At 45.6% G+C, this 21,944-nt stretch carries 23 protein-coding genes; 19 read left to right on the forward strand and 4 right to left on the reverse strand.

Annotated features, from left to right (window positions below):
* Positions 1-209: 209 nt before the first annotated feature.
* The 4 genes from ACXABW_RS13200 (at position 210) to ACXABW_RS13215 (ending at position 5,039) form a co-directional block, all read left to right on the forward strand.
* Positions 210-1,178, forward strand: coding sequence for a TAXI family TRAP transporter solute-binding subunit (locus tag ACXABW_RS13200; protein ID WP_252028362.1), 969 nt, complete (start codon positions 210-212; stop codon positions 1,176-1,178).
* A 209-nt stretch (positions 1,179-1,387) separates the two neighbouring features.
* Positions 1,388-3,967 carry a TRAP transporter permease gene (locus tag ACXABW_RS13205; RefSeq protein ID WP_457523077.1) on the forward strand — a complete coding sequence of 860 codons (2,580 nt, stop codon included), beginning with the start codon at positions 1,388-1,390 and terminating at the stop codon, positions 3,965-3,967.
* Between the two features lie 89 nt (positions 3,968-4,056).
* A complete protein-coding gene (locus ACXABW_RS13210; protein WP_457523078.1) occupies positions 4,057-4,494 on the forward strand; it encodes a universal stress protein in 438 nt (145 codons plus the stop codon).
* 161 nt (positions 4,495-4,655) lie between these two features.
* Positions 4,656-5,039 (forward strand): DUF2061 domain-containing protein, encoded by a 384-nt coding sequence (locus ACXABW_RS13215; protein WP_457523080.1) that lies wholly within the window; start codon positions 4,656-4,658, stop codon positions 5,037-5,039.
* A gap of 9 nt (positions 5,040-5,048) precedes the next feature.
* On the opposite strand, the gene ACXABW_RS13220 is transcribed toward ACXABW_RS13215, so the two are convergent.
* Both ACXABW_RS13220 and tkt read right to left on the reverse strand, forming a co-directional pair.
* Positions 5,049-5,849, reverse strand: a complete 801-nt coding sequence (locus ACXABW_RS13220) for a glycosyl hydrolase 2 galactose-binding domain-containing protein (RefSeq protein WP_457523082.1) — start codon at positions 5,847-5,849, stop codon at positions 5,049-5,051.
* A 153-nt stretch (positions 5,850-6,002) separates the two neighbouring features.
* Positions 6,003-7,997, reverse strand: a complete 1,995-nt coding sequence (tkt, locus tag ACXABW_RS13225) for a transketolase (RefSeq protein WP_457523083.1) — start codon at positions 7,995-7,997, stop codon at positions 6,003-6,005.
* A gap of 338 nt (positions 7,998-8,335) precedes the next feature.
* Between tkt and metK the strand changes: the two genes are divergently transcribed.
* From metK to ruvX, 8 genes are all read left to right on the forward strand, one after another.
* A complete protein-coding gene (gene metK / locus ACXABW_RS13230; protein WP_252028372.1) occupies positions 8,336-9,490 on the forward strand; it encodes a methionine adenosyltransferase in 1,155 nt (384 codons plus the stop codon).
* Between the two features lie 302 nt (positions 9,491-9,792).
* On the forward strand, positions 9,793-10,584 hold the full coding sequence (locus tag ACXABW_RS13235; protein WP_252028374.1) for a DUF2189 domain-containing protein: 792 nt from the start codon (positions 9,793-9,795) through the stop codon (positions 10,582-10,584).
* 86 nt (positions 10,585-10,670) lie between these two features.
* The gene (locus ACXABW_RS13240; RefSeq protein ID WP_265688834.1) at positions 10,671-11,171 is read left to right on the forward strand and encodes a SprT family zinc-dependent metalloprotease; all 501 of its coding nucleotides are present in this window, start codon (positions 10,671-10,673) and stop codon (positions 11,169-11,171) included.
* Positions 11,172-11,252: 81 nt separating this feature from the next.
* Complete coding sequence (locus ACXABW_RS13245) at positions 11,253-11,954, forward strand: endonuclease (RefSeq protein WP_457523086.1); 702 nt, start codon at positions 11,253-11,255, stop codon at positions 11,952-11,954.
* 124 nt (positions 11,955-12,078) lie between these two features.
* Complete coding sequence (gene rsmE, locus ACXABW_RS13250; protein WP_252028380.1) at positions 12,079-12,810, forward strand: 16S rRNA (uracil(1498)-N(3))-methyltransferase; 732 nt, start codon at positions 12,079-12,081, stop codon at positions 12,808-12,810.
* A 12-nt stretch (positions 12,811-12,822) separates the two neighbouring features.
* The gene (gene gshB / locus ACXABW_RS13255) at positions 12,823-13,770 is read left to right on the forward strand and encodes a glutathione synthase (protein WP_457523089.1); all 948 of its coding nucleotides are present in this window, start codon (positions 12,823-12,825) and stop codon (positions 13,768-13,770) included.
* A 47-nt stretch (positions 13,771-13,817) separates the two neighbouring features.
* Complete coding sequence (locus ACXABW_RS13260) at positions 13,818-14,381, forward strand: YqgE/AlgH family protein (RefSeq protein ID WP_252028384.1); 564 nt, start codon at positions 13,818-13,820, stop codon at positions 14,379-14,381.
* 42 nt (positions 14,382-14,423) lie between these two features.
* The gene (gene ruvX / locus ACXABW_RS13265) at positions 14,424-14,846 is read left to right on the forward strand and encodes a Holliday junction resolvase RuvX (protein ID WP_252028386.1); all 423 of its coding nucleotides are present in this window, start codon (positions 14,424-14,426) and stop codon (positions 14,844-14,846) included.
* An 88-nt stretch (positions 14,847-14,934) separates the two neighbouring features.
* Here ruvX and ACXABW_RS13270 read toward each other — a convergent pair whose 3' ends face one another.
* Together ACXABW_RS13270 and ACXABW_RS13275 are read right to left on the reverse strand one after the other, a co-directional pair.
* Positions 14,935-16,041 (reverse strand): PilT/PilU family type 4a pilus ATPase, encoded by a 1,107-nt coding sequence (locus ACXABW_RS13270; RefSeq protein WP_457523091.1) that lies wholly within the window; start codon positions 16,039-16,041, stop codon positions 14,935-14,937.
* Positions 16,042-16,052: 11 nt separating this feature from the next.
* Positions 16,053-17,090, reverse strand: coding sequence for a type IV pilus twitching motility protein PilT (locus ACXABW_RS13275; RefSeq protein WP_457523093.1), 1,038 nt, complete (start codon positions 17,088-17,090; stop codon positions 16,053-16,055).
* Between the two features lie 25 nt (positions 17,091-17,115).
* On the opposite strand from ACXABW_RS13275, the gene ACXABW_RS13280 reads away from it, so the two are divergent.
* The 7 genes from ACXABW_RS13280 to hemW all read left to right on the forward strand — a co-directional run bounded on the left by ACXABW_RS13280 (position 17,116) and on the right by hemW (position 21,899).
* On the forward strand, positions 17,116-17,826 hold the full coding sequence (locus tag ACXABW_RS13280; protein WP_457523094.1) for a YggS family pyridoxal phosphate-dependent enzyme: 711 nt from the start codon (positions 17,116-17,118) through the stop codon (positions 17,824-17,826).
* Between the two features lie 45 nt (positions 17,827-17,871).
* A complete protein-coding gene (gene proC, locus ACXABW_RS13285; protein ID WP_457523095.1) occupies positions 17,872-18,690 on the forward strand; it encodes a pyrroline-5-carboxylate reductase in 819 nt (272 codons plus the stop codon).
* A gap of 49 nt (positions 18,691-18,739) precedes the next feature.
* Positions 18,740-19,297: a YggT family protein gene (locus tag ACXABW_RS13290; protein WP_457523097.1), complete on the forward strand. Its 558-nt coding sequence runs from the start codon at positions 18,740-18,742 to the stop codon at positions 19,295-19,297.
* Positions 19,297-19,587: a DUF167 family protein YggU gene (yggU, locus tag ACXABW_RS13295; protein ID WP_252028398.1), complete on the forward strand. Its 291-nt coding sequence runs from the start codon at positions 19,297-19,299 to the stop codon at positions 19,585-19,587. The genes ACXABW_RS13290 and yggU overlap by 1 nt, the downstream gene beginning before the upstream one ends.
* Before the next feature lie 73 nt (positions 19,588-19,660).
* Complete coding sequence (locus tag ACXABW_RS13300; RefSeq protein WP_252028400.1) at positions 19,661-20,092, forward strand: DUF4426 domain-containing protein; 432 nt, start codon at positions 19,661-19,663, stop codon at positions 20,090-20,092.
* Positions 20,093-20,114: 22 nt separating this feature from the next.
* On the forward strand, positions 20,115-20,711 hold the full coding sequence (locus tag ACXABW_RS13305; RefSeq protein ID WP_457523098.1) for an XTP/dITP diphosphatase: 597 nt from the start codon (positions 20,115-20,117) through the stop codon (positions 20,709-20,711).
* Positions 20,712-20,729: 18 nt separating this feature from the next.
* Positions 20,730-21,899: a radical SAM family heme chaperone HemW gene (hemW, locus tag ACXABW_RS13310; RefSeq protein WP_457523099.1), complete on the forward strand. Its 1,170-nt coding sequence runs from the start codon at positions 20,730-20,732 to the stop codon at positions 21,897-21,899.
* Positions 21,900-21,944: the final 45 nt, after the last annotated feature.

Consider the following 21,944-nt stretch of genomic DNA (forward strand, 5'->3'; position numbering starts at 1 on the left):
TAGCCATCATTTTGACACTGACAATTCTGTTACATCACAGTCCAATACGCTACATATTTTAACAATCCTATAATTATCTCCGGTTTTTTTGGTATTATTCAGCCACTTTTTCAACATACGGATTGAAAAAGATGCCGTTTCCAAACGAGGAAACTCCCGAAGCGACTACACTTGTTTTGGGGCAAATAATGAATAAGGAAGGGACATTCATGGCATTAAACAAACTTATTAAAATTGGCGCAATTGCAGCTGCTGTTATGGGTGCTGGCGCGGTTAACGCCCAAGAGTTCATTACAATTGGTACTGGTTCAGTAACGGGTGTTTACTACCCAACTGGTGGTGCAATTTGTAAGCTAGTGAACAAAGGTCGTAAAGATCACAACATCCGTTGTTCAGTAGAATCAACTGGCGGTTCTATCTACAACGTAAACACTATCCGTGCTGGCGAGCTAGACTTCGGCGTTGTTCAGTCGGACTGGCAATACCACGGCTACAACGGTACCAGTAAGTTTGCTGAACAAGGACCGTACAAGAAGCTACGTGCAATGTTCTCACTTCATACAGAACCTTTTAACATCATTGCTCGTGCAGACTCAGGTATCGAAAACGTTTCTGACCTAAAAGGTAAGCGTGTAAACATCGGTAACCCAGGTTCAGGTGACCGCGCAACAATGGGCGTGGTAATGGATGCAATGGGCTGGACTAACGACAGCTTCAAACTTGCATCAGAGCTAAAAGGTTCAGAACGTTCTCAAGCTCTGTGTGACAACAAAATCGATGCATTCATCTACGTTGTTGGCCACCCGAACGGATCAATCAAAGAAGCAACAACTTCTTGTGATGCGAAGCTAGTTTCAGCTTCTGGTGCACAAGTAGATAAGATTGTTGCAGACAATCCTTACTACGCATACAGCACAGTTCCAGCTGGCATGTACCGTGGTACCGATTCAGACGTAAACAGCTTCGGTGTTGCGGCAACAATGGTAACGACTTCTGATGTTTCAGACGAAGTTGCATATAACGTTGCTAAAGCAGTATTCGAGAACTTCGATACGTTTAAGCGTCTACACCCAGCATTCGCGAACCTGAAGAAAGAAGACATGGTTAAAGCAGGTCTTACTATTCCTCTTCACCCAGGCGCAGAAAAGTACTACAAAGAAGTTGGCCTACTTAAGTAAGCTCAACTCATAGCAGACCAATACAAGGAGGCGTAATGCCTCCTTGATGGTTGTTATCCCTTTTGGTTTCACCGTTGAAAACCATCCTCACTTAATACCCAAAATAATTACAATTAGAGCGATACAGATCTATTCACTACACTGAATAGGATTCACTGTACGTTCTATATCTAGACAGAAAGACACCATCAATAATAAGGACAAAGTACATGACGCAGACAAATACACCGTCTCAAGATGTGCAAGAAATGGTGGCACAAGCCGACACTGGAGCCCGAAACCCTAGAGGTATTCCTGGGCGTATACTTTGGTTGGTACCGCTATGTTGGTCGTTATTCCAACTTTGGTACGCATCACCACTGCCGTTCATTTTCGATTTTGCAGTACTGAATGACACGCAAGCGCGCTCCATTCACCTAACGTTTGCAATTTTCCTCGCGTTTACTGCCTACCCAGCGCTGAAAAACTCTCCGCGTGACAGAATTCCTGTCATCGACTGGGTACTGGCTTTAGCCGGTAGTTTCTCAGCAGCGTACATCTATATCTTCTACACCGAGCTCGCTGGGCGTTCTGGTGCACCAACCACTTTTGATATCGTTGCTGCCGTCACTGGTATGGTGTTGCTACTGGAAGCCACTCGCCGAGCATTAGGTCCACCTTTAATGGTCGTTGCTGCAGTCTTCTTACTGTATACGTTTGGTGGCCCTTACATGCCAGATGTCATTGCTCATAAAGGTGCAAGCCTCAATAAAGCAATGTCCCACCTATGGTTAACTACCGAAGGGGTATTCGGTGTTGCACTAGGTGTATCGACGTCTTTTGTTTTCTTGTTTGTACTATTCGGCGCAATGCTAGAACGAGCTGGTGCGGGTGCTTACTTTATTAAAGTGGCTTTCTCTTTGCTTGGTCACATGCGTGGTGGCCCAGCAAAAGCTGCTGTTGTAGCATCCGGTCTATCGGGCTTGGTTTCAGGGTCATCGATTGCAAATGTAGTAACTACGGGTACTTTCACTATTCCTCTTATGAAACGTGTTGGCTTCCCTGGTACCAAAGCTGGTGCGGTAGAAGTTGCGGCTTCGACTAATGGCCAGCTAACACCACCTATCATGGGTGCTGCTGCTTTCCTTATGGTGGAGTACGTAGGGATCTCTTACGTTGAAGTTATTAAAGCTGCGTTACTTCCTGCCCTTATTTCTTACATTGCTCTCATTTACATTGTTCACTTAGAAGCATGTAAAGCAGGCATGACTGGTCTACCACGTCGTCATAATCCGACTCTACTGGCTAGCCTGCTGTCTTTCACTGGCACCATTCTCGGTTTGTGTGTCATCAGTGCGGCAGTTTACTACGGTGTGGGCTGGACCAAAGATGTCTTTGGCGATGCTGCAACACCTATTGTTACCGTTGCTCTGCTGATTGCCTACGTGGCGCTGGTTCGCGTATCAGCTAAGTACGCGAATGAAGGTAATCTGGAAATTGATGCCGAGATCACCGAAGTACCAGATCCAGGTCCAACCATCAAATCAGGCCTACACTTCCTACTTCCAATTGTTGTATTGGTTTGGTGTTTAACTGTAGAACGCTTCTCTCCTGGCCTATCAGCATTCTGGGCAACTGTGTTTATGATCTTCATCTTGATCACGCAACGTCCGCTAATGGCATTAATGGCGAAAACGGATGATGTCGCGGAGCAAACTAAAGCAGGCTTTATTGATCTTGCAGAAAGTTTAGTTTCTGGTGCACGCAATATGATCGGTATCGGTGTCGCGACAGCGGCTGCAGGTACAGTCGTTGGTGTGGTAACACTAACGGGCATCGGCCTAGTTATGACAGACTTTGTTGAGTTTATTTCTGGCGGTAACATCATTCTGATGCTGTTATTTACCGCAGTAATCAGCTTGATCTTGGGTATGGGCCTTCCAACCACTGCCAACTACATCGTTGTTTCAACACTAATGGCACCAGTTATCGTGACTCTAGGTGCTCAACACGGTTTGATCATTCCACTGATCGCCGTTCACTTATTCGTGTTCTACTTTGGTATTTTGGCAGATGATACCCCTCCAGTAGGTCTCGCCGCCTTTGCTGCCGCAGCAATTGCGAAATCAGACCCTATACGGACCGGTATCCAAGGTTTCACCTACGATATACGGACGGCAATTTTGCCATTTATGTTCGTGTTCAATACCCAATTGTTACTTATGGGGATCGATAGTTGGTGGCACTTAATGCTGACCATTATCTCTTCAGTGATAGCCATGCTGGTCTTCTCCTCGGCAACTCAAGGATGGTGGTTTACGCGTAACAAGTGGTGGGAAACAGTCCTATTACTGGTGTTGACGTTCTCTTTCTTCCGTCCTGGGTTCTGGTGGGACATGATCTATCCAGCTAAGGTTCTCTCACCTGGAGTTGAGATAGCTCAAATCACAGAGCAAATGAATGTAGGACAATCCCTGGAGCTAAGAGTCGGTGGTGAGAACCTTGAAGGTGATTACACTGAGAAAACGGTTCGTCTTCCATTCGATGATCAAGCGAAAACGGCTGAAGAACGAATCAGCTCAATGGGTCTGATGCTAACCGAAGCCGATGACAAAATGATTGTTGATATGGTCGAGTTTGGCAGCCCAGCTGAGTCTGCTGGTATCGACTTCGATTGGGAAATCAAATGGGTAGTACAAGATGCAGACCGACCTATGAAGGAATGGGTCTTCATCCCTGCTCTATTAATCCTAATTGGGCTAGGCTTAAATCAAAGAAAACGTGCTCGTAAGGAACAGCTAAGCGCGTAATTCGCTCGGCCTTACTTATCTACTAATGAGTAAGGCCGTTTAAACAAGGGATTAATTGGCTTCGCCAAATTAAAAAAGAGACAATACAAATGTATAAAAAAATCCTTGTTCCAGTCGACTTAAATGACCAAGGCTTTTCTGATAAAGCGGTTGAACTTGCTGTTTGGCATGCAAAACACTCAAATGCCGAAATCCACCTACTCAATGTGTTGCCTGGCATCCACATGTCAATGGTCGCGACCTACTTTCCGAAAGATGCAGCCAACCAGATGAAAGTGGACGTAAAAGCGCAACTCAAAAAATTCGCAGACCAATACATCGACGATTCCATCGTCTATAAAGTGCACGTTGCTGAAGGTAAACCCTATGCGACTATCTTGGATTACGCAGAAAAACTAGGCGCGGACTTAATTGTGATGCCAAGCCACAAGCGCTCTAAGATAGACAAAGTGGTATTAGGCTCTGTTGCTAGTAAAGTGGTACAGAACTCGCCGATTAATGTACTGGTGGTAAAACCACAGGGCTAAAGAAAGGACGCATCATGCGTCCTTTTTTCTTCCACTCGCGATAACCCTATCTTGTTTATTGCCCTTTACCTATTGAATCAATAGGTAGAAGCCACTTTTACAAATGAGAACAATTCTTAATAATAACCTTAGTTCCACAGATTATGACTAAGGCTACTATTATGAAAAAGACACTTAACTTTGCAGCTCTCCACTTCACTATTGCGTTCAGTGTCGCATACATTCTAACTGGCGACGTCTTAATCGGTAGTTTGATTGCGATGATAGAGCCTATGGTCAATACCGTCGCTTTCTACTTCCATGAGCGTGCGTGGAATACATCTGCAACACTCAAGAGATTTGCTCACTCCGCTAAAGTAAAAACGCTCAGCTTTGCTAGCGTACATTTCAGTGTCGCATTTAGCGTGGTCTATTTACTCACAGGAGATTTGTTTGTCGGTGGTGTGATGGCGGCTATCGAACCTACCATCAATACGTGCGCTTACTACTTCCATGAGAAAGTGTGGCAACGAAAACATCCCCAACAATGGGTGTGCGCACACTAACTCACTCGACTATATCGGATAGTGGGACACGCATAAGTCGCGACTTAACCCGACTTTAAAATGCTGCTGTTGGCCGTCCAAGTTGACTTCTAAACTATACAAATCTTGCTCTTTAGGCTGATCAGGCTCTGAATAGATCGGAGCCTCGATCTGAAAAAGTGCACTCGCATGGTTACTTCTCACATCAATAGGCAAGTGATAAGTCATGCCGTTAAATTTCACCATCGCAGACACAAGGCCTGAAGCATACGTAGTGTAATGGAGGTCAACCATAAACTCACACCCTCCACCGTGGTGCCAAATTTGCTCCGTAGCCACATGCTCTAAACGAACATGGCGAATAAATTGAAGGTAGGGCTCTTGCCAAATTCCCATTCGCTCATCAATCTTTGAAGGAGCGTCGCCTAATTCGCACAATTCAGTGGCTGAATCATCATCCAGCAACCAATCTTCTTCTTGCTCAAGGAATAGCACCTCAAATCGGTTTCTCCCTAACTGCAAATAAGGGCGAATATCTTTCTTGTATAACGATTGAGTACCATCACAGTCGAACACAGCGACACCATTAATACGCACTTCTGCATGGTAATCGACACCTGCTATGACTAAATCCACTGCTGGAAAAGCTAACATGGCTTCATCTACCTCAATATCATGCATGAGGTGCCACTCTTGCTGAGCAATATCTTGTTCCGTCAGGGTCTTGGGTAAGATGCTGCTTAAAGATGCTGGAAAAGTAATGTCATCTTGAGGAATAGACAAATCAGTTAAAGGTGACAATTGCCAAAGGCCTGCGAGAGATAGCTTCATTGAGGATAAACTTGAGCGAGATCAATTTTGAAAATTATAATCAATCTCAATGGATAAAGATATCTATTTACTTGTTAGACAAATACGAAAAAGCCCAGAGACGGTATGCGTCGCTGGGCTTTAATTTTATTACTAGAAGAAGCTAATAAAGCGTTACGCTAGAAGCTCTTTCGCTGTGTTTACTACGTTTTCAGTAGTGAAACCGAACATCTTGAATAGCTCGCCTGCTGGTGCAGATTCGCCGAATGTTGTCATACCGATGATCTTGCCACCGAAGCCAACGTACTTGTACCAGAAGTCAGCGATGCCAGCTTCTACAGCGATACGAGCTGTTACGTCAGATGGAAGTACAGATTCACGGTACTCAGCGTCTTGCTTGTCGAATGCGTCAGTTGCAGGCATAGATACTACACGTACCTTCTTACCTTCAGCTGTTAGTTCAGCCGCAGCGTTAACCGCTAGTTCAACTTCAGAACCTGTAGCGATAAGGATAAGCTCTGGCTTGCCTTCGCAATCTTTCAGGATGTAACCACCACGTGCGATGTTTGCTACTTGCTCTTCGTTACGCTCTTGCTGTGCAAGGTTTTGACGAGAGAAGATGAGAGACGTTGGACCGTCTTTACGCTCGATAGCCAGTTTCCAAGCTACTGCAGACTCAACTTGGTCACATGGACGCCATGTGCTCATGTTTGGAGTCAAACGTAGTGACGCCATTTGCTCAACAGGTTGGTGAGTTGGACCATCTTCGCCAAGACCGATAGAGTCGTGCGTGTAAACTTGGATGTTCTGAACTTTCATCAGAGCAGCCATACGCATTGCGTTACGAGCGTATTCCATGAACATTAGGAAAGTAGCACCGTATGGTACGAAACCACCATGCAGAGCGATACCGTTCATGATCGCTGTCATACCGAATTCACGTACACCGTAGTGGATGTAGTTACCCGCTGGATCTTCAGCAGAAACAGACTTAGAGCCAGACCACATAGTTAGGTTAGAAGGTGCAAGGTCAGCAGAGCCGCCTAGGAATTCAGGTAGCATAGCACCAAATGCTTCTAGTGCGTTTTGAGACGCTTTACGTGATGCGATGTTTGCTGGGTTAGCTTGAAGATCAGCAATGATTTGGTTTGTTTTCTCTTCCCACTGTGCAGGTAGTTCACCGTTTAGACGACGTTTAAGCTCAGCAGCTTCTGCCGGGTAAGCCGCAGCGTACGCTTCAAACTTAGCGTTCCAAGCTTCTTCTTTAGCTGCGCCTGCTTCTTTTGCGTCCCACTCAGCATAGATGTCCGCTGGAATTTCAAATGGACCGTGTTCCCAGCCAAGTTCTTTGCGAGTTGCTGCGATTTCTTCAGCGCCTAGCGGAGCACCGTGACAATCGTGTGAACCAGACTTGTTTGGCGAACCAAAACCGATGATCGTCTTAGTACAGATTAGTGTAGGACGTGGATCGGCTTTAGCTGCTTCAATAGCAGCGTTGATTGCAGCTGAATCGTGACCGTCTACCGCTGGGATGACGTGCCAGCCATAAGCTTCAAAACGCTTAGGCGTGTCGTCAGAGAACCAACCTTCAACTTCACCGTCGATAGAAATACCGTTGTCATCCCAGAAAGCAATAAGTTTACCAAGGCCTAGCGTACCCGCTAGAGAACATGCTTCGTGAGAAATACCTTCCATCAGACAGCCATCACCCATAAATGCATAAGTGAAGTGGTCAACGATGTCGTGGCCTTCTTTGTTGAATTGTGCTGCTAGAGTTTTCTCAGCCAGCGCCATACCAACAGCGTTAGTGATACCTTGGCCTAGTGGACCTGTTGTTGTTTCAACACCCGGCGCGTAACCGTACTCTGGATGGCCTGGAGTCTTAGAGTGCAATTGACGGAAGTTTTTCAGATCATCGATTGATAGCTCGTAACCTGATAGGTGCAGCAAAGAATAGATCAGCATTGAACCGTGGCCGTTTGACAATACAAAACGGTCGCGGTCGGCCCACTCAGGGTTTGCTGGGTTGTGGTTTAGGTGAGAACGCCAAAGAACTTCGGCGATATCTGCCATACCCATTGGTGCGCCTGGGTGGCCAGAGTTGGCTTGTTGTACGCCATCCATGCTAAGTGCGCGGATTGCATTTGCTAGATCTTTACGAGAAGACATGACTGCTCCTGAGTGCATTAAGCGAATTCGAAATGTGTGGTTAGAGGCTGAAAAATCAGCGCGCGATATTGTCTCAAAGGGATTTTGTCTCTGCAAACGTTTTACTGGCAGAATTCTAGCAATTCAGCGTAATTTTTAGCATTTTGATTCAAAGTAACTAAATTTAAGCTTTGCCGAAGCAAACGTTTGGTTATCTTCGATAAGAAAAAAGAGCTTGTAATTCGAGCGTTCAAAACTAGAATAGACGTCTAGATGTAGAAACACCTACAAAATTTACTGTATTTCATTACGGTTGGTTAACAACACCAGCCGTTATAACTAATTTAAGTGGAGCTCTCATGGCTAAGCACCTGTTCACTTCTGAGTCTGTTTCAGAAGGCCATCCAGATAAAATCGCAGACCAAATTTCTGATGCTGTTCTTGATGCCATCTTAGAACAAGATAAGAAAGCTCGCGTTGCGTGTGAAACGTACGTGAAAACAGGCATGGTAATGGTTGGTGGTGAAATCACGACTTCTGCATGGGTTGATATCGAAGAAATCACTCGTGAAACTGTACGTGAAATTGGCTACGTTCATTCAGACATGGGCTTTGATGCTGACTCTTGTGCTGTTCTAAACACAATTGGTAAGCAGTCTCCAGACATCAACCAAGGTGTTGATAAAGCAGATCCTAAAGAGCAAGGCGCGGGCGACCAAGGCATCATGTTCGGTTACGCAACAAACGAAACTGACATTCTAATGCCAGCTCCGATCACTTACTCTCACCGCCTTGTTGAAAAACAAGCTGAAGTACGTAAAAGCGGTAAGCTAGATTTCTTACGCCCAGATGCAAAATCTCAGGTAACGTTCCAATACGACCAAGGTAAGATCGTTGGTATTGATGCTGTTGTACTTTCTACTCAGCACTGTGATTCAGTAACGACTCCAGACCTACGTGAAGCGGTAATGGAAGAGATCATCAAGCCTGTACTGCCTTCTGAGTGGATCACTAAAGACACTAACTTCTTCATCAACCCAACAGGCCGTTTCGTAATCGGTGGTCCAATGGGTGACTGTGGTCTAACTGGTCGTAAAATCATCGTAGATACATACGGCGGTGCGGCTCGTCATGGTGGTGGTGCATTCTCTGGTAAAGATCCATCAAAAGTAGACCGCAGCGCAGCTTACGCAGCTCGTTACGTTGCTAAAAACATCGTCGCTGCTGGCATGGCGGACCGTTGTGAAATCCAACTTTCTTACGCTATCGGTGTTGCAGATCCAACTTCTATCATGGTTGAAACATTCGGCACTGAGAAAGTATCTCACGACATCATTATCGAAGCTGTTCGTCAAAACTTCGACCTACGTCCATACGGCCTACAAGAAATGCTGAACCTTCTTCAACCAATCTACAAGAAGACTGCAGCCTACGGCCACTTCGGTCGTGAAGAATTCCCTTGGGAAGCAACAGATAAAGCGGCATTACTACGCGAGTTCGCTGGCATCAAGTAATCACTAGCTAGATTTAAAAAGCCCTTACTAATAAGTAAGGGCTTTTTTTATGTCTGTTATTTGTAATTTTCGTCATTCACGCCAATAGTTAATAAGGTGTTAATTTTTCTATCTACCCATAGGTTTCGAGACTCAAATAAGTTTCTAAACGCAAGTAGAAAGAAACTTCACTAACAACGTGATGCAGGGCTTTGCTGTGAGTGCTTTTTAAGTCGAACTGTTTGTATCGCCAAAGCAGGCATCGAATCTACCAATACTTAGCTCAGGCTTGGTATTGAACGTGAATCGATCAAGGAGGATCTATGCCTCGTACGGTTAATCCATCGGACTTTCAAGATAAACGAAAGGAAGTCCCAGATAACGAATACGCTCGAACCATACCGTGTAATCAGCTTAGTGTGTCAGCGCCGTTTCACTGGCTATCGCTAGGGTTACACGACTTTATCCGCATGCCTTTCATCAGTGCATTTTACGGTTTCTGCTTTATGTTAGCGGCAGTCGGTATTGTGCTGTTAGTACAATGGCAAGGCACCCACTTGGTTGTAATGCCAAGTCTGGTTGTTTATATGCTCATCGGCCCCTTCCTAGCTCTAGGGCTCTACGATGCTAGCTGGGAAAGGGAAAAAGGTCACAACGCAAGCTTACTACACTCGATGAAAGCAATTGGCCGCAACTCGACTTCTCAATGGACGTTTGCCGTATTTCTCGCCATCGCCATGATCTTTTGGATGCGTATCGCAGCATTGCTACATGTGCTCTATCCGTCGGTAGAAGGCGCGCCTCTCACTGAATTTTTACCATTCTTGATCACTGGCTCTGTTGTCGGGTTTGTTCTTGCGTGCATTGTATTCAGTGTCTCGGCTTTTTCGATTCCATTAATGATGGAGCGTCGAGTCGACATTATGACGGCGGTATTCTCTAGCTTTAACGCTGTAAAATCGAATATCCCAGCCATGATCGTTTGGGCAGGGTTAATTTGTGGCGGTATCTTGATTGGTTTTGCCACGTACGGGATAGGAATGCTGTTTACCATGCCAATCTTAGGCTACGGTACTTGGCATGCTTATCATGCAACGATAAAGAAAAAACATTAGGTCTCCAACCTTCTATTTTCGTTTGCCATTAATGTTACAATCTTGCCCCGGATTTTCTCCGGGGCTTTATTTTACTGAGGCATAACGTGATAGATTTTGAACTTAACTACCGGGCACAAGTGCAACTAAAACAATGCATTGATAAAGCGAGCCAATACTTCCAAACCCATTTTGAAACGCCAAGTCTAAGCTATAAACTACGTGGGAAAACAGCAGGTAAAGCCTACTTGCAACTGTGGGAAGTTCGCCTCAACCCAGTTTTATTTACAGAAAACCAAGCGGCGTTTATTGAACAAGTTATTCCCCATGAAGTGGCTCATCTCATCGTCCACAAAATCTATGGTCGAGTTCGCCCACATGGCAAAGAATGGCAACAAATAATGCGCAGCGTTTTTGGTGTCTCTCCAGACACAACACATCAGTTCGATATTGCCTCTGTTCAAGGTAAAACCTTCGCCTACAGCTGTGGCTGCTCTGAATACCCACTCTCTATCCGACGTCACAACAAAGTCATGAGAAGGCAAGCGAGCTATCGTTGCCAACAGTGCAAGCAAACACTAACGTTTACAGGTCAGCAGCTCTCCTAGCCCAGCTCTAGCTATTTCATATCTCTTACACTAAATTGCGTGGTAGACTGGCATTTGTCATACTTTTACCACACTCTGTTAATGAAACCTTTTACCATCGCCGTTTTTGGCTCGTTGTTTATTGTTTCGCATTTAGCCCTATCTGCGCCTCCATCATCGTTTTACAAGGCCAAAAAAGAAGCGGTTAAAATCTACCAAGATCATCCCAGTAGCTTTTATTGCGGCTGTGACATCCAATGGCAAGGAAGAAGGGGCACTCCAGACTTGGAGTCTTGTGGCTATGAGGTCAGGAAACAACAAAAGCGTGCATCTAGAATCGAGTGGGAACATGTCGTCCCGGCTTGGCAATTTGGTCATCAGCGCCAATGCTGGCAGCAAGGAGGGAGGAAAAACTGCACCAAAAACGACACCGTATTTCGTTCAATGGAGGCGGATCTACACAACTTAACGCCGACGATTGGTGAAGTGAACGGCGATCGCTCCAATTACAATTTCAGTCTGTGGAATGGTACACAAGGTGTCAGTTATGGTCGCTGTGAGATGCAAGTGAACTTCAAACAGCGCAAAGTGATGCCACCCGATAGAGCAAAAGGTTCCATTGCCCGGACTTACCTGTATATGAGTCAGGAGTATGGTTTCCAGTTATCTTCTCAACAAACTAACTTAATGACAGCCTGGAACAAGCAATACCCGGTCGATGAATGGGAATGTGAACGCGATAGACGCATCCAAAAGATTCAAGGCAATCACAACCCATTTGTCTATGAACGCTGCAACCCATAACACGGACATCAAGAGATTCAATCTCACGCGTTGAATCTCTTCTTCTGCCCTTGTTTTTTTACCTTAAAGCATCCATGTTAGTCTCTAAACATTCTCTAACTGTTTGCTGGAATTTCAAAAAATCATGCGCATCCCAAGAATTTATCACCCTGAAACTATCCACCAGCTAGGCACGCTTGCTTTGAGTGATGATGCCGCAGGTCACATTGGCCGAGTGCTACGCATGAAAGAAGGCCAAGACGTGCTGTTGTTTGATGGCAGTGGTGCCGAGTTTCCAGCCACTATCAGTTCTGTAGGAAAGAAAAACGTAGATGTGAACATCACCGAGCGTATTGAACGCAGTTCAGAGTCACCACTCGACCTACATCTTGGTCAAGTCGTGTCGCGCGGCGATAAGATGGAGTTTACTATCCAGAAATCTGTTGAGCTGGGCGTAAACACGATTACCCCACTCATCTCAGAGCGTTGCGGCGTAAAGCTCGATCAGAAACGTTTTGAAAAGAAGTTGGCTCAATGGCAAAAAATTGCAATCAGCGCGTGTGAGCAGTGCGGTCGTAATACCGTACCTGTCATTAGACCTATCATGCAGCTAGAACAATGGTGTGCAGAGCAAACCGACGCGCTCAAGCTTAACCTGCACCCTAGAGCGAAGTATTCCATTAACACCCTACCTACTCCTATCGAAAAAGTACGCTTACTGATTGGCCCAGAAGGTGGCCTGTCAGAGCAAGAGATCGATATGACACAAGACTATCAGTTTGAAGAGACGTTGCTGGGCCCACGTGTACTACGAACCGAAACAGCGGCTCTCACCGCAATTACCGCCCTTCAAGTTCGCTTTGGCGATCTTGGCTAACCGGAGAAGATCATGATTAAACTTGGCATCGTAATGGATCCAATTTCATCCATTAACATTAAGAAAGACTCTAGCTTCGCCATGATGCTTGAAGCACAGCGCCGTGGCTATGAAATCCACTACATGGAAATGAATGATCTACACTTAGATCAAGGTGTCGCGGTAGCTGATACTAAAGTGGTTGAGCTGAAAGAAGATCCGGCAAACTGGTATCAATTTAAGTCAGAGCAAACGATCGAACTCTCTGATTTAGACGCGGTATTAATGCGTAAAGATCCTCCATTCGATACCGAGTACATTTACGCGACTTACATTTTAGAGCGTGCCGAAGAACAAGGCACCCTGATCGTTAATAAACCACAAAGCTTACGTGACTGTAACGAAAAACTATTTACGGCGTGGTTCCCAGAATTAACGCCGACGACAATCGTTACGCGTAAAGCAGAAAAGATCAAAGCATTCCGTGAACAGCATGGTGACGTGATCTTGAAGCCATTAGATGGCATGGGAGGTGCATCAATCTTCCGAGTGAAAGAAAATGATCCTAATGTGTCGGTGATTATTGAAACACTCACCAACCATGGTCAGAACTACGCCATGGCGCAAACATTCGTTCCTGACATCAGCAACGGTGACAAGCGCATACTCGTGGTAGACGGCGAACCAATGCCTTACTGCCTAGCTCGTATCCCGGCAAAAGGGGAAACTCGCGGCAACTTAGCGGCAGGTGGCACTGGCGAAGCGAGACCGCTCAGTGAAACAGACTTAAAAATCGCCCAAGCGGTAGCTCCAACATTAAAAGAAAAGGGCCTTATCTTTGTAGGCTTAGACGTAATTGGCGACAAATTAACAGAGATCAACGTGACCAGCCCGACTTGTATTCGTGAAATCGAGGCCGCGTTTGATGTTTCTATTACTGGTAAGTTAATGGACGCGATTGAGCGTCGTCTAAAAAATTAGCTTCATTTAGGCGGGGAAGCCCGCCTCCTTAATCATTTGGAGTCGCTATGAACCTAACCAACCACTTCTTAGTTGCTATGCCGGGAATGAAAGACCCGTACTTCAAGAACAGTGTTATTTATGTTTGTGAGCACAATGAAGAAGGCGCGATGGGGCTAATGATCAATGCACCTATCGATATTACCGTCGCGGGGATGTTGGAGCGAGTCGATATTCAGCCCGTTCACCCCCAACTGCATACTGAGAGCCTAGAGAAACCCGTGTTAAACGGTGGGCCAGTATCTGAAGATCGCGGCTTTATACTCCATCAACCGAAAGATCGGTACGAATCGAGTATCCAAATGACCGATGAAATTTCTGTGACGACTTCTAAAGATATTCTCTCGGTGCTAGGTACTGAAGCGGAACCAAACAGCTACATTATCGCACTTGGCTATTCAGGCTGGGAAGCGGGGCAACTCGAAACTGAACTAGCCGAGAACTCCTGGCTGACTATTGAAGCTGATCCTGACGTTATTTTTAACACCCCTATCCGCGAACGTTGGCGTACCGCTGTACAAATGCTGGGGATCGACGCCGCGCAACTATCAACACAAACAGGTCACGCATAGCGCTCGCTGTATAACTCGTCCCCTACAAAATAAAGGCACACCATGTCCAGAACTATCATGGCTTTCGATTTCGGCACCAAAAGCATCGGCAGTGCAATTGGCCAAGAAATCACGGGAACAGCTTCACCATTGAAAGCCTTTAAAGCCAACGATGGCATTCCCAATTGGGATGATATCGAAAAGCAAATTAAAGAATGGCAACCGAACATGCTGGTTGTTGGGCTTCCAACCGACTTATACGGCAAAGATCTTGAGTCTATAACGCCTAGAGCAAGGAAGTTTGCCAAGCGGCTTCAAGGTCGCTACGGATTACCTGTAGAACTGCATGATGAGCGCCTATCGACAACAGAAGCTCGCTCAGATTTGTTCAATATGGGCGGTTACAAAGCGCTTTCAAAAGGCAACGTCGATTGCCAATCTGCCGTCGTTATCTTAGAGAGCTGGTTTGAAGCGCAATACGGCTAAGCTCTCACAAAATAGAGAAGCTCCAGAAACAGAAAAGGGTTGGTAACGTACCAACCCTTTTTATCATCCAAAGCTTGTGACCGCTTGGCTAATCCATATCTATCTGCACATTGGTGAGTGAGCCAGAATCGTAGCTCTCACCACGCTGAGTCTTTAACATCAGACGTAAATCATTTGCTGAGTCAGCACTGTGCAACGCATCTTGTTCACTGATTTTACCCTCGACCACCAGCTGATAAAGCGCTTGATCAAACGTCTGCATGCCCACCTCTTTCGATTTAGCCATCGTTGTTTTTAATTCATGTAGATCACCCCGGCGAATTAAATCAGAGACTCGAGGACTGTTTAGCAATAATTCAAACACCCCATGACGACCTTGGCCATTCTTGTCGCGGATAAGTTGCTGCCCTACTACCCCTTTTAGGTTCATCGACAAATCAAACAAGAACTGCTCTTTTTGCTCTTTAGGAACAAGGTGGAGAATCCGTTCTAACGCTTGATTGGCGTTGTTAGCATGCAGCGTTGCCATACATAGGTGGCCCGTTTCGGCAAACGTCATGGCGTATTCCATCGTCTCTCGACTACGGATCTCACCAATTAGAATCATATCAGGAGCTTGGCGCAAAGAGTTCTTAAGCGCCACTTCATAGCTTTCAGTATCCAACCCAACCTCTCGCTGAGTGACGATGCAGCTCTGGTGCTGGTGCACGAACTCAATGGGATCTTCAACGGTAAGAATATGCCCAGTTCGATGTTGATTGCGATAGCCCGTCATTGCCGCCATCGTCGTAGATTTACCAGAGCCCGTCGCCCCGACAACCAACACGAGCCCACGCTTGGCTATGGCCAAATCTTGCAGCGTTTCAGGTAACTTGAGCTCTTCAAAGGTTGGGATATTGGTTTCAATGCGGCGTATTACCGCCCCCGGCAACTCACGTTGAAAAAATGCACTGACACGAAAGCGTCCACTATCGCGAACCACAGCAAAGTTAGATTCGCGAGTTTGCTTAAAGCTTTCTCGACGATCATCATCCATCATGGCATTAAGGAAGCGAGTAACCTGCCCCTCGTTCAGTTTGTCGCCCTGAGCTCTGAGTTCCCCGTCGACTCGGAACAAAATCGGAGCATCGACCGTTAAATAGAGATCCGATGCTTTAAGCTCGATCATCTGTTGTAAGCACTGATTCAAATCCATGAGGTTTCTCTCTAAAACGGTGAAGACTCGATTTCTATTTTCTTCTCAACTTCTTGAACATCCACAAGACCTTGAGCCATTAATTTCTTCGCATTTTGCTCCATCGTTTGCATGCCGTGAGCCGCACCTGTTTGAATGATGGAGTACATCTGCGCCACTTTGTCTTCACGCACAAGGTTTCGAATCGCAGGTGTCGCTAGCATAATCTCATGACAAGCAACTCGGCCCCCACCCACACGCTTGAGGAGCTTCTGCGCAATAACGGCACGCATCGACTCCGACAACATAGATCGCACCATATCTTTATCACTACCCGGAAATACATCAATAATACGGTCGATGGTTTTCGCCGCTGAACTGGTATGCAGCGTACCAAAAACTAAGTGACCTGTTTCTGCAGCCGTCAGTGCTAAGCTAATGGTTTCTTGATCTCGTAGCTCACCTACCAGAATGACATCGGGATCCTCACGTAATGCACTACGTAGCGCATTTTTGAAACTATGGGTATCTCTGTGTACTTCACGCTGGTTCACCAAACATTTATTGTTGGTGTGAACAAACTCAATCGGGTCTTCGATGGTAAGAATATGTTTATTGTGGTGACGGTTAATGTAATCCACCATAGCGGCTAACGTGGTCGATTTACCCGAACCCGTTGGCCCAGTTACCAGCACTAACCCTTTTTCGTAGTTGGCAATTTTCTCAAAGATTTCTGGCGCATCGATCTGCTCTAAGGTAGGAATCTCAACCGGAATGGTTCGAAACACGGCAGAGCAGCCACGGGATTGGTTAAAGGCATTCACCCTAAAACGGCCGACATTTGGCAACTCAAACGAGAAGTCGACTTCCAGCTTTTCCTCGAACTCACTACGTTGAGCATCATTCATGATCTCAAAAACTAAACGGTGAACATCGGCATGGCTAAAAGCTGGTACTCCAAGCTTTCTTACTTCACCATCTATACGTACCATAGGCGCTACACCAGCAGAAAGATGTAGATCTGAAGCATTATGCTTTACACTAAAATCCAGTAACTCAGCGATATCCATTTAATTTCCTTACGTATAAGTAGCTATGAGTAGTATTCAACAAAACATTGAACATATCACCTCACAGATTGAAAGCGCACAACAAAAGTGTGGACGACCTCGAGACTCGGTGCAACTTTTAGCGGTGAGTAAAACTAAGCCTAATGAAGCAATTCTAGAAGCGGCACAATCAGGCCAGCGTGCCTTTGGCGAGAACTACGTTCAAGAAGGCGTAGAGAAAGTTCAGCATTTCAATCAACATCACGCTGATATCGATATTGAATGGCACTTCATCGGCCCTATTCAATCGAATAAAACCCGCCATGTTGCAGAACACTTTGCTTGGGTGCACACAGTAGATCGAGCAAAAACAGCTCAGCGTCTGAACGACCAACGCCCTGAATATATGCCTGCTATCCAAGTACTTATTCAGGTAAACACCAGTGGTGAAGCCAGTAAATCAGGCGCAACTGATACAGAAGTTTTTGAGCTAGCAGAGTTGATTTCTAGCCTACCGAACCTCACTTTAAGAGGATTGATGTCTATTCCTGCTAACGTTTCTGACTATCAGTCTCAACTGAGTGCATTCAAGCAGTTAGCAGAACTCAAAGACAAACTCGCAAAGCAATATCCTGATATTAATACTTTATCAATGGGAATGAGTGGCGATATGGATGCAGCGATTGAAGCTGGCAGTACCATGGTTCGTATTGGTACAGCAATATTCGGTGCACGCGATTATAGCGGTAAAGCCTAGCAATAGCGGGGAAACCACACGCTTAACAAAAGGATCAAACGACCAATGGAACACAAGAAGATTGCCTTTATTGGCGCGGGAAATATGGTTAAGGCTATTGTTTCCGGGCTTATTGCCGATGGCTACCCTGCTGAACTTATCACAGCGACAGCGCCATCTGAGACTAGACGCTTACCTCTTGAACAAGCATACGGCATTCGCACCACCAGCAATAATGAAATCGCGGCTCAAGAAGCCGATGTAGTGGTACTATCAGTCAAACCGCAAATGATGGAAGAGGTGACGAAACCTCTACAAAGCATCGATTTTTCTGGCAAGCTGGTTATCTCCATTGCGGCCGGAATTCATAGCTCGCGCTACGATGAAATGCTAAACAGCACATTAAATTTGGTACGCGTGATGCCAAATACTCCGTCTCAGATCGGGCTTGGCATGAGCGGGCTTTATGCTGCACAACATGTTCCAGTGGAAGATAAAAACTTTGCTGAGCAGTTGATGAATGCGGTAGGTAAAGTATGCTGGGTTGAGAACGAGTCTGGTATCAATAATGTAATTGCAGCTGCGGGAAGTGCTCCTGCGTATTTCTTCCTCTTTATGGAGGCAATGCAGGCAGAAGCTATGGCTCAAGGCTTCGATGTAGAAACGGCGCGCAATCTAGTGCAACAATCAGCACTAGGAGCAGCAAGCATGGTAGCCGCGAACCCTGACACAGAACTTTCAACGCTACGTGAGCAAGTGACCTCAAAGGGTGGTACAACAGCAGAAGCGCTGCGCACATTCAATGAACATCAATTATCCGATATTGTTGCGAAAGCGATGCAAGCTGCAGTCTCTCGCGCAGAAGAAATGGAAAAGTTATTTTAATTTTGTCCAACCCAGTAAACTTGGACACAACCTGTATTAAGGGCTCCTTATGAATTCAATGAGTTTTCTGATATCCACACTGTTTGATCTCTATATTATGGTCGTGATCTTACGCATCTGGCTTCAAGCTGCGCGTGCGGATTTCTATAACCCATTCTCTCAATTTATCGTCAAAGCGACTCAACCTATTGTAGGCCTGCTTCGCCGTGTGATTCCGTCAATCGGCAGTCTCGACCTAGCCACAGTTCTGTTCGCGTACGTGCTGTGTGTTCTAAAGTTCGTCGCACTTATCTTTATCGCCTCTAGCGGTTCGGTAAGCTTCAGTGCCGATTTCCTATTCCTAGGCTTATTGTCACTGCTTAAAGCTGCAGGCGGGTTACTCTTCTGGGTACTACTTATTCGTGCAATTCTTAGCTGGGTAAGCCAAGGTCGCAGTCCTATCGAATACGTTTTCCACCAGCTAACAGAGCCAATGCTAGCGCCGATTCGTCGTATCATTCCTGCTATGGGTGGCTTCGACTTAAGTGTGTTAGTGTTATTTATTGCCTTGCAATTTGCTAACTTCCTAATGGGCGACCTTATTGGTCCAATGTGGTTTAGGCTGTAATGGCGCTAGCGGCTTGGAAGGACGGTTCAGATATCCTGCTCCGTCTTTACATTCAGCCAAAAGCGAGCCGCGATAAAATTGTTGGACTCCATGGTGACGAATTAAAAGTCGCCATTACTGCTCCTCCTGTTGATGGCAAAGCCAACGCGCATTTGAGCAAATACTTAGCTAAACAATTTAAAGTCGCGAAAGGACTTATCACCATAGAGAAAGGCGAGCTAGGTCGACATAAACAGATCCGAGTTCAAACACCCAGCCAAATACCTACAGAAATCGAAGCCATCTTATGATGGCTTTTCATTTATTTACGATAAGATATCCCCATAACGAAGCAAAAAAATAACAACAAACAAAGGAAGCCCTATGAACAAATGGATCACCCTAATTCTGGTAAGTTTTCTGGCACTCCCAACATGGGCAGGTCAGTTCAAAACCATCAAGGATGTTGAAGTTCATTACTCTGCATTTAACTCCACTTTTCTTACCCCACAAGTTGCTCGTAGCTACCAGCTAAAAAGAAATGGCTACTCTGCGATTATTAACATCAGTGTGCTTGATAACTCTCAGGCGGGGAAACCAGCAACAGAGGCTAACATTACCGGTCATAGCCGTAACCTGATCGGCAATACTCGTGAACTATCCTTTAAGCAAGTCAAAGAAGGTGATGCGATTTACTATTTAGCTGAGCTGCCAATTTCCAATGAAGAAACCCTCACCTTCGATCTCGACATTAATGCTGGAAACAAAGGCACGGGTAAACTAAAGTTCAGCCAAAAGTTTTACGTTGAAGAATAGACTTCTACTAAAGAGAATCTCGATGAACAAGATAGTACTTGCAATAGGTAACCAAGGAAAAGTCCGTGAAATGGCGGATCTCCTTTCTGAATTTGGCTTTGACGTTGTCGCGCAAAGCGAATATTCCGTGTCAGAAGTCGCGGAAACTGGCACTACATTTATTGAAAATGCCATTATCAAAGCCCGCCACGCAGCCAAAGAAACCGGCTTGCCTGCTATTGCCGATGATTCAGGGTTAGAAGTGGATTACCTAAAAGGTGCGCCAGGGATCTACTCTGCTCGCTTCGCAGGAGAAAAGGCAACCGACCAGCAAAATTTAGAAAAACTGCTCAAAGAGATGGAAGGCGTACCGAGCGAACAACGCAGTGCTCGTTTTCATTGTGTGTTGGTTTTGATGCGCCATGAGCATGATCCAACACCGATTGTATGCCATGGGAAATGGGAAGGTCAGATCCTAGAACAAGCTCAAGGTGACAATGGCTTTGGTTATGATCCGGTATTTTTTGTACCTGAAGATAACTGTGCGTCTGCACAATTGGAGCCTGCCCGTAAGAAACAGCTATCACACCGTGGCAAAGCACTGAGCAAGCTATTCGCTACTTTGTCAGAGCAAGTATAATCGTTGGCAAAATTGACGATGTTAAAACCACCTAAACTCAGCCTTTATGTACACATCCCATGGTGTGTACAAAAGTGCCCATACTGTGATTTCAATTCACACGCTTTAAAAGCAGATATTCCGGAACAGCAATATATTGACGCGCTACTTGAAGATCTCGATACCGATATCGAAAAGTATCAGCTAAACGACAATTCACGTAAATTGCATTCAATATTCATCGGTGGCGGAACCCCAAGCCTTATATCAGCTCAAGGCATAGAGAAGCTTCTAAACGGCATTGAAACTCGAATTGGCTTTGAGCCCAATATCGAAATCACAATGGAAGCAAACCCCGGTACCGTCGAAGCTGAACGCTTTAAAGGCTACCAAAAGGCAGGAGTGACGCGAATCTCGATTGGCGTACAGAGTTTTGAACAGCAAAAACTCGACAAGCTAGGACGTATCCATGGCCAACAAGAAGCGGTAAATGCCGCCCAGCTTGCTCATACAATCGGACTCAACAGTTTCAACTTAGACTTAATGCACGGCTTACCTGATCAAACAATCGAACAAGCCCTAGCAGATTTAGATAAGGCGATTGAACTCAATCCCCCTCACCTATCATGGTATCAGCTCACCATTGAGCCGAATACGATGTTTTACTATAAGACACCGACGCTACCCGACGACGATGATTTATGGGATATCTTCGAGCAAGGACATAAAAAGCTCGCAGATGCTGGCTATGTGCAATACGAGATTTCAGGATATAGCAAACCAGATTTTCAGTGTCGCCATAACTTAAATTACTGGCGCTTTGGCGATTACCTAGGCATTGGTTGTGGCTCACATGGCAAGCTGAGCTTTGCTGACGGCCGGATTGTCCGTACCACAAAGGTCAAACATCCACGTGGCTATCTCGCTGCTTATCAAAATATGGTGAAGCCGTATCTTTCAGATGAATTTATCGTAGCCAACGAAGATCGGCCTTTTGAGTTTTTCATGAACCGTTTTCGCTTGATGGAAGCCTGCCCTAAGCAAGATTTTATCGATACAACGGGCTTAGAGTTTGATGCTATCCAGTCGACTATTGAATGGGCGATAGAGAAGCAATACCTCAATGAGAGTGAAACACACTGGCAGATCACCGAGAAAGGTAAGCTGTTTCTTAATGATCTACTGGAAGCCTTTATGGCTGAAGAATAACTCAACTCATTGCTATATATGCTTAGAATAAAACCATAGACGAAA

The organism is Vibrio paucivorans, from assembly GCF_054053395.1.